This is a genomic window from Candidatus Aquarickettsia rohweri (genome assembly GCF_003953955.1).
Lineage (GTDB): Bacteria > Pseudomonadota > Alphaproteobacteria > Rickettsiales > Midichloriaceae > Aquirickettsia > Aquirickettsia rohweri.
Genome location: NZ_RXFM01000058.1, coordinates 1 through 8,327, shown reverse-complemented (window position 1 = coordinate 8,327; position 8,327 = coordinate 1). Strand labels below are relative to the sequence as shown.

The following is an 8,327-nucleotide window of genomic DNA, read 5'->3' as shown; positions in this document are numbered from 1 at the left end:
TAGTATAAAACCATTTGCAGTTGGCAGAAAAAATTGGATGTTCTGTGCAACAACTAAGGGTGCTAAAGCTAGTGCAAATATTTATAGTATTATTGAAACTTGCAAAGTAAATAAGATTAATCCTTATGATTATTTAAAATATTTGCTGAATCATATTCATGATTATTCTGATCCAAAAGAGTTAGTAAATTTACTTCCATATAATATTGATAAAAAAATATCATCAAATTAAATTTTTTTTAGAATTATCAAAAAACTTAAGAAACCCAAAGAAAGGCGTATAATACTTGTCAAGATGGGGATATTTTAGCGTTTACAAATATGATAATAAAGATACTCAAATAGCTATAAAATGTATAAATAGCAGGAATAAAAAATAAATGATCAAAAACTATATTTCTCCAAATGTTTTTATTTTTATTTTTGGATCTATTTCATTTTGAGATAAAATAATCAAATTAGGTTTAAATCTTTCTGTTACTGATCTCACAAATGGTCTTAAAATAGGGGATGTCAACAATACTGGTATAATTTTAGAGGCTGTAAGCTTATCTATAGTTAAGTTTACTTTTTCAACAAATTCTCTAAGTTTACTTGGTTGCATAGCCAAATGTTTATTATCATCATCTCCAACTAAATTTTCCATAAAAAGTTGCTCCCAGTGTGATGATAAAATGACGATAGGGATATATCCATCTTCGTTTAAAAATCCATGGCAAATTTGCTTACTTAGTCTAGTTCTAATGTGTTCTACCATTCTTGCAACATTTGTGGTATTATTTGCAATTTCTGAGATAGCTTCTAATATAGATGGTAGTTCTTTTACAGCTACTGATTCACTTAATAAACTTTGTAAAATACGTTGAAATTTAACGACAGATATTTGAGCAGTGACAACTTTTTCTGCAAGCTTTTTGTGATCCCCATCTAAATTAGATAATAATTTTTTTGTTTCACTATAAGTTAATAATTCTGTGATATTTTCTTTTACAATTTCAGTAAGGTGAGTTGAAATTATAGTAATTGGTTCAATTATTGTATATTTTTTAAATACAGCTTCTTCTTTAGCACTTCTGTCAACCCATTTTGCAGGTAAATTAAAGGCTGGCTCTATAGTATCTTCACCATTTATATCAATTTTACCACCTGTGGGATTTAATATTAAAAGTTTCAATGGCTTTAATTCTCCTCTTCCACATTCAATATCTTTAATTTTTATTACATATATTTTTGAATCAAGTTGCATGTTATCTTGTATTCTTACAGATGGTAAGATAAATCCTAAATCTTGTGCGATCTGTTTTCTTAAATTTTTAATTTGGTCAGTTAATTGATAATCAGCATTATTATCAACCATTTGTAATAACTCATATCCTAGTTCAATTTTAACATAGTCTATATGTAAAGATTGAACTATCATTTCTTCTTGGGTAAGTTCCTTTTTTACAGGATCTTGTTTTAGTTTTTTTTCTAATAATTCTGTATCTTTCTTCTTTTTGTTTAAAAAATATGAAAGTATACCCGATAGACAAGAAATTATAAAAAATGGAACAAATGGAATGCCTGGCATTATACTCATAACTATTAGCAATCCACTACATGCAGCTAATGCTTGAGGATATTTACTTAATTGTTGAAAAATTGCTTTATCTGCAGAACCATGTACTCCAGATTTAGTTACAAGGAGTCCAGCACTAATTGAAACAATAAGAGCAGGAATTTGTGCTACTAATCCATCACCTATTGTAAGTAAAGTATAAGTCTTTATAGCTTCATTAAAAGACATACCATTTATAATAACTCCTATTATTATTCCAGCTATAAAATTAATAAAAGTTATTAATAACCCAGCGATTGCATCTCCTCTAACAAATTTATTAGCTCCATCCATAGAGCCAAAAAATGTATTTTCATCCTCAAGTGTTTTTCTTTTTTCTCTAGACTGTTCTTCATTAATAATACCTGCTGATAAATCTGCATCAATAGACATTTGCTTACCAGGCATAGCATCTAAGCTAAACCTTGCTGCTACCTCTGCTATTCTTCCAGAACCCTTTGTTATAACAACAAAATTAATAATAGTTAAAATACCAAAAACTATAGCACCTATTATAACAGATCCTTGCATAACAAAATATCCAAATGCTTCAACTACATGGCCAGCAGCAGAAGGTCCTAAGTGACCATCTGCAAGGATAAGCCTTGTAGTAGAGATATTTAAAGCAAGTCTAAACATAGTTATTACCAAGAGTATGCTAGGAAAAGCATTAAAATCTAAAGATTTATCAATAAATAAAACTGTCATTAAAATTAATGCAGAAAATGCAATTGATAAACTTAATAAATAATCTAATAATCCAGGTGAAACAGGGAAAATTAAAAAACTTATAATTAGTAAAATACCTACTGCAAATATTATATCTTTTTGTGATGATATATTAATAAATTTGCTAATTAATTTATTTTCCTTTAAACTTAAAATACTATTTTTTACATTATCCATTTTAATTAGATCCCACTACATAAAATAAGCATTTAATAAAATTTTCTAAGAACGTAGTTTAGGATACCATTATTTAGAAAATAATCTAGTTCTATTTGAGTATCAATACGTGAAAGTATCTTTATATTCTTAATAATTTTATTATTTTTTTTAATTTGACATTCAATCAATCCTTTTGGTGTTACTTTATTATACCCAAGTAATGATATTGGTTCATCTCCCTTCAAAAGTAGACTATCTAACGTAGTATCAATAAATTGTAACGGTAAAACACCCATTCCAATTAAATTTGATCTATGAATTCTTTCAAAACTTTCTGCAATAACTGCCTTAACTCCAAGTAATTTTGTTCCTTTAGCAGCCCAATCTCTAGAAGAGCCAGTTCCATATTCTTTGCCTGCAAGAATTATTAATGGTACATTATCATTAATATATTTTTGCGATGCATCATAAATTGTCGTAAGTGTGTCATTATTTTTTTTATCAAAATATTTAGTAAAACCTCCTTCTTTACCACTTACCATTTTATTTTTAATTCTAATATTTGCAAAAGTACCTCTAACCATTACTTCATCATTACCTCGTCTTGAGCCATATGAATTGAAATTTTCTTGCTTAATTCCTTTTTCGATTAGATATCGTCCTGCTGAATGATTAGCTGCTATACTTCCTGCAGGGCTTATATGATCTGTTGTTACGCTATCACCTAAGATTGCAAGGATTCTAGCATTTTCTATATTATCTATTGATGAATTACTTTGAGAATTTTCAAAAAAAGGAGGTTTTTTAATATAAGTACTATCTTCTTGCCATGCATAACATGTTGTTTTACTAATATTAATTTCTTTCCACTTTTCATCTCCATCAAGAATGTTATTATATTTTTCAATAAACATGTCTTTAGTAATAATCTTGTCAATTAACTCTTTTATCTCATTATGATCTGGCCAGATGTCTTTTAAAAATATTTCTTTCCCACTTTTATCATTACCTATTGGTTCCTCTAAAATATTAATATTGATTGTTCCAACTAATGCGAATGCAACACATAAAATTGGAGATGCTAGATAATTTTGTTTTACCAATGGATGTATTCTTCCTTCAAAATTTCTGTTACCTGATAAAATTGCAGAAACAGATAAATTATTTGATTTTATTTCTTCTTCAACATCTTTTAATAATGGTCCAGAATTACCAATGCATGTTGTGCATCCATAACCTACTATATAAAATCCAAGCTGTTCAAGATAATAAAGTAATCCTGATACTTTAAGATATTCTGTAACAACCTGAGAGCCAGGAGCTAAAGATGTTTTAATCCATTTTTTTGTTCTTAATCCTAAATCATAGGCTTTTTTAGCTAAAATTCCTGCTCCAATAAGTACATATGGATTTGATGTGTTAGTACAGCTTGTGATAGCAGATATAACAATATCACTATCCTTTAAATTATTGTTATTTTTATTTTCGTTTTTTGATTTTAATTCAGAGAGTAAAATTCTATCTTGAGGTCTTTTAGGACCAGCTATACAAGGTTTAACTTGAGATATATCTAATTCATATTCTTCAGTAAATTTCTTCTTATTTTCTTCATATCCATCTTGCCAAACACATTGTTCTTTTGCATACTGTTTCACTAAATCTATTTGAGATTGATCCCTTCCAGTTATATTTAAGTATTTTATAACTTCTTCATCAATAGGAAAATAACCACATGTTGCTCCATACTCAGGTGCCATGTTAGCAATGGTAGCTCTTTCAAATAGTGAGAGAGTTTTTAACCCAGATCCAAAAAATTCTACAAATTTACCTACAACATTCTTTTGTCTAAGTATTTCTGTAATTGTTAAAACTAAATCTGTTGCAGTTACTCCACTAGATAGCTCTCCCTTTAATTTAAACCCAACTACTTTAGGTATTAGAAGTGAAATTGGTTGACCTAACATTGCAGCTTCAGCTTCTATTCCTCCAACTCCCCACCCCAATATAGATAATCCATTAATCATTGTGGTATGACTATCTGTTCCAACTAAAGTATCAAAGTATGCAAAATTATCTCCATCAATTTCTTGATTTGAAATAACATTTGCTAAATATTCTAAATTAACTTGGTGACATATTCCTTTTCCAGGTGGAATAACTTTAAAATTTTTAAAAGATTCTTGCCCCCATTTCAAAAATTTATAACGTTCATTATTTCTTTGAAATTCATATTTAATGTTTTCAGAATAAGAGTTTGAGGAACCAAATTTATCAATTTGAACTGAATGATCTATCACTAAGTCAACAGGAATCTGTGGATTAATTACCTCAGGATTAATTCCTTTGTCATTTAATGCATCTCTCATTGCAGCTAAATCAACAACAGCAGGCACTCCTGTAAAATCTTGCATTAAAACTCTTGATGGATAAAATAAAATCTCTTCATTAGATGAATCATCTTGAAAATACTTAAGTAAATTTTTAATACTCTTTAAAGTAATATTTTTACCATCTTCTTTTCTAAGTAAATTCTCAAAAATAATCTTAATAACATTTGGTAATTCATTTAAATTTATGTTTAATTTTTTAGCAGCTTTTTTTAAATCATAAAAATAGTAATCATTATTGTTAATTATTATTTTGTTTTTACTTTTTAAGCTATCTAAATTCTGCATATTAATTTTTTAAAATAGAATCTTATTATTAGAAAATTGTATATGATAAATAGCTTAGTTTGCAAGATTTTTCCTAATAAAATTATATGATTAAAAAAATAAGGCATTGCCTAAGCAATGCCTTAGTAATGATCAGAGGTAGGTAACATATTAAAAACTGCTCATTACATGTTTTAATTACAAAACATTTTAATGCTATAAAATAACTCAATATAATCAATCTAAATATTAAAAAAAATCATTAAATAATCCAAAAACTCGCTTATTATAAAAAATTTTTTAAAAAAAGCATTATTTGATTTTATTGATATAAAATTAAATAGTAATTAAATAAGAATTACTTAAAAAATATTATTATTTTACTGAACAATAATTTATTTATATATGACCAAGGATAAATCCAATAAGTATTAGTACTCCATAATCAAAATGGGTTTTGAAATTTTGATTACATTCATCAGGTGAATTTAAATTTATATTATCTAGTTTTTTCAATGATAAAAATAAAACAATAAATAATATTGCAAAATATATGATATTTAAATTTGAGTTTAAACCTGTTAAAGCTAATGTGGCTATTAATATTTTATAAACATAATTTAGAATAATTTTTGTTTTGTTATTAAACTTTAAAGCTGTAGATTTAACTCCTATTTTAATATCATCTATTTTATCTTGATGTGCGTAAATTGTATCATAAACAATAGTCCAAAGCACCGCTGAAAGATAAATTAAGATTGGTATAAAAGATATATGATTTTTAACAGAATACCAAGCAATAAAAACTCCAATATTAAAGGTAAATCCTAAAAATATTTGAGGATAATAACTATATCTTTTTATAAATGGGTAAATAACCGTTAAAAATAAAGCTAAAAAGCCAAAATAGATAGATTTTAACGGCAATATAATTAAAATCATTAGTGCTATTATTAATAATATCGCTAAAAGCTTATAACCCTGTTTAATTGTTAATTCACCATTTGCCAGTGGTCTAATCTTTGTTCTTTTTACATTTTTATCAATGTCTTTATCAATAATATCATTAACTATTGAACCTGCACTCCTCATAATTACAGCTCCAAAAATAAATATTATAGTAAGACATAGAAAATGTATTATATCATATGAAATTATAGTCAAAGTCCATAAAACTGGCAAAACAACCAATTGAATTCCTATTGGTTGATGTAATCTCATTAACCTTGCATAAGGATTTTTAAAGGTAAAATTCTGAAAATTTATATATGCTGATTTAATTAATTGAATATTTTCATCAATAAAAAGATTGCCATTATCTATTAATTTTTGAAATTTACTATTTTGTTGCTTTTTCATCACCTGGTAAAATGTATTCTTCTCCTTCCCATGGAGAGGTAAAATTAAAGTCTCTAAATTCTTGTGCTAATTTGACTGGTTCGTAAATTACTTTTTGTTTTTCTTCATCATATGTTACCTCTACATTGCCTGTTACTGGAAAATCTTTTCTCATAGGATAGCCAGAAAAGCCATAATCGGTTAATATTCTTCTTAAATCATTATTACCAACAAAGAATACCCCATACATATCCCAAATTTCTCTTTCATACCAATGTGCACAAGTAAAAATATTAACAACACTTGGAATTAAATCTTCTTCTGAGGATTCAACTTTAATTCTTATTCTTAAATTTTTTTCTATACTTAAAAGTTGATATACTACATCAAATCTTTTTTCTCTACTGGGATAATCAACACCACAAATATCTATTAAAATTCTAAATAAATAATCTCTATTCTCTTTTAATCTTATTAATATTTCTTGAATACTATTTTTATCCACTGTAAAAGTTAATTCATCAAAAGATATTTCAGATTTAATAATAAATGATTTTAAATTTGAATCAGTAGTTATTTTTTGTAATAAATTTTTTATGTTCATTAACGTAATATTTAAATTTATTATGTGACACTAACAAATATTGTAAAACACTTCAATTAATTATAATCTCCAAAATAAAAATTGCAAATAAACAATGGCAAGAAATGATAGTGTAACTAAAAGGCAAAAATACGTAAGATCACTTTACTGTAAAGAAGAAAATTTATTTAAAGATGTATTTGATACTGCAATGGATAAAAAGAATATTCAATTAAGTCCAGAAGAGGGCAAGTTACTGAGTATGATTTTAATGATTAATAAATCTAAATACGTTTTAGAACTTGGTACTTTAGTGGGATATTCTTGTTGTTGGATAGCATCATCTATTCCAGATTATGGAAAAGTAATAACAGTAGAAACTAATGAAGCTAATTATAAAATTGCAAATCAAAATTTTGCAAAAACCCCTTTTGCTAATAAAATTAAATCAGTAAATAGTGATGCTATAAAATATTTAACAGATTTAAAGCTTAATTATAAACTTGATGCAGTATTTATTGATGCAAAAAAAGATGAATACCCAAAATATTTAGAACTTATATATACATTATTAAGGATAGGGGGTTTGATAATTGCTGATAATACGTTTTTATTTAGAACTGTTTATGAAGATAATATACCTAAATATAAAGAAAAGTGGTTAGCCATGAAACATTTTAATGAAGAAATAAGCAATCAAAAGAAATATAAAAGCTTAATATTACCAACAAATGAAGGATTAACTGTTGCTGTTAAGTTATGAAAAATATATAATTATTAATCTATAATTCATCGTACGTATGTTTACACCCATCATTTAATTTAGTATGCTCTGATAATATGTCTGTTGCTGTAAGGTTAAAATTTTCGCTAGGTTCAAAATCGAAATCTTTATGAAGTTTTAATGTAAACGCTAAAATATCCCCATCTTGACAAGTATTATCCGCCTTTCTTTGGGTTTCTTAAGTTTTTTGATAATTCTAAAAAAAATTTAATTTGATGATATTTTTTTATCAATATTATATGGAAGTAAATTTACTAACTCTTTTGGATCAGAATAATCATGAATATGATTCAGCAAATATTTTAAATAATCATAAGGATTAATCTTATTTACTTTGCAAGTTTCAATAATACTATAAATATTTGCACTAGCTTTAGCACCCTTAGTTGTTGCACAGAACATCCAATTTTTTCTGCCAACTGCAAATGGTTTTATACTACGCTCCGAATCATTATTATCAATACGCAGTCTTCCATCTAAAAG

At 26.4% G+C, this 8,327-nt stretch carries 7 protein-coding genes; 2 read left to right on the top strand and 5 right to left on the bottom strand.

The window, feature by feature from the left end; all coding sequences use genetic code 11:
* The coding region (locus tag EIC27_RS08240; protein ID WP_205702331.1) for a transposase domain-containing protein at positions 1 to 232 on the top strand (232 nt) is incomplete at its 5' end.
* A gap of 159 nt (positions 233 to 391) precedes the next feature.
* Here EIC27_RS08240 and flhA read toward each other — a convergent pair.
* From flhA to EIC27_RS04500, 4 genes are all read right to left on the bottom strand, one after another.
* On the bottom strand, positions 392 to 2,503 hold the full coding sequence (gene flhA / locus EIC27_RS04515; RefSeq protein ID WP_126044932.1) for a flagellar biosynthesis protein FlhA: 2,112 nt from the start codon (positions 2,501 to 2,503) through the stop codon (positions 392 to 394).
* Between the two features lie 32 nt (positions 2,504 to 2,535).
* Positions 2,536 to 5,160 (bottom strand): aconitate hydratase AcnA, encoded by a 2,625-nt coding sequence (acnA, locus tag EIC27_RS04510; RefSeq protein ID WP_126044931.1) that lies wholly within the window; start codon positions 5,158 to 5,160, stop codon positions 2,536 to 2,538.
* 378 nt (positions 5,161 to 5,538) lie between these two features.
* The gene (gene ubiA, locus EIC27_RS04505) at positions 5,539 to 6,498 is read right to left on the bottom strand and encodes a 4-hydroxybenzoate octaprenyltransferase (RefSeq protein WP_126044930.1); all 960 of its coding nucleotides are present in this window, start codon (positions 6,496 to 6,498) and stop codon (positions 5,539 to 5,541) included.
* On the bottom strand, positions 6,479 to 7,081 hold the full coding sequence (locus EIC27_RS04500) for an NADH-quinone oxidoreductase subunit C (RefSeq protein ID WP_126044929.1): 603 nt from the start codon (positions 7,079 to 7,081) through the stop codon (positions 6,479 to 6,481). Before EIC27_RS04500 ends, ubiA begins: the two co-directional genes overlap by 20 nt.
* Before the next feature lie 94 nt (positions 7,082 to 7,175).
* Between EIC27_RS04500 and EIC27_RS04495 the strand changes: the two genes are divergently transcribed.
* On the top strand, positions 7,176 to 7,823 hold the full coding sequence (locus EIC27_RS04495; protein ID WP_126044928.1) for an O-methyltransferase: 648 nt from the start codon (positions 7,176 to 7,178) through the stop codon (positions 7,821 to 7,823).
* Positions 7,824 to 8,051: 228 nt separating this feature from the next.
* On the opposite strand, the gene EIC27_RS07905 is transcribed toward EIC27_RS04495, so the two are convergent.
* Positions 8,052 to 8,327: transposase domain-containing protein (locus tag EIC27_RS07905; RefSeq protein WP_153183752.1), on the bottom strand; the 276-nt coding region annotated here is incomplete at its 5' end.

Coding starts and splice junctions, on each gene's coding strand:
- acnA (WP_126044931.1), bottom strand. CDS start 5,160: ATGCAGAATTTAGATAGCTTAAAAAGTAAAAACAAAATAATAATTAAC.
- EIC27_RS04495 (WP_126044928.1), top strand. CDS start 7,176: ATGGCAAGAAATGATAGTGTAACTAAAAGGCAAAAATACGTAAGATCA.
- ubiA (WP_126044930.1), bottom strand. CDS start 6,498: ATGAAAAAGCAACAAAATAGTAAATTTCAAAAATTAATAGATAATGGC.
- EIC27_RS04500 (WP_126044929.1), bottom strand. CDS start 7,081: ATGAACATAAAAAATTTATTACAAAAAATAACTACTGATTCAAATTTA.
- flhA (WP_126044932.1), bottom strand. CDS start 2,503: ATGGATAATGTAAAAAATAGTATTTTAAGTTTAAAGGAAAATAAATTA.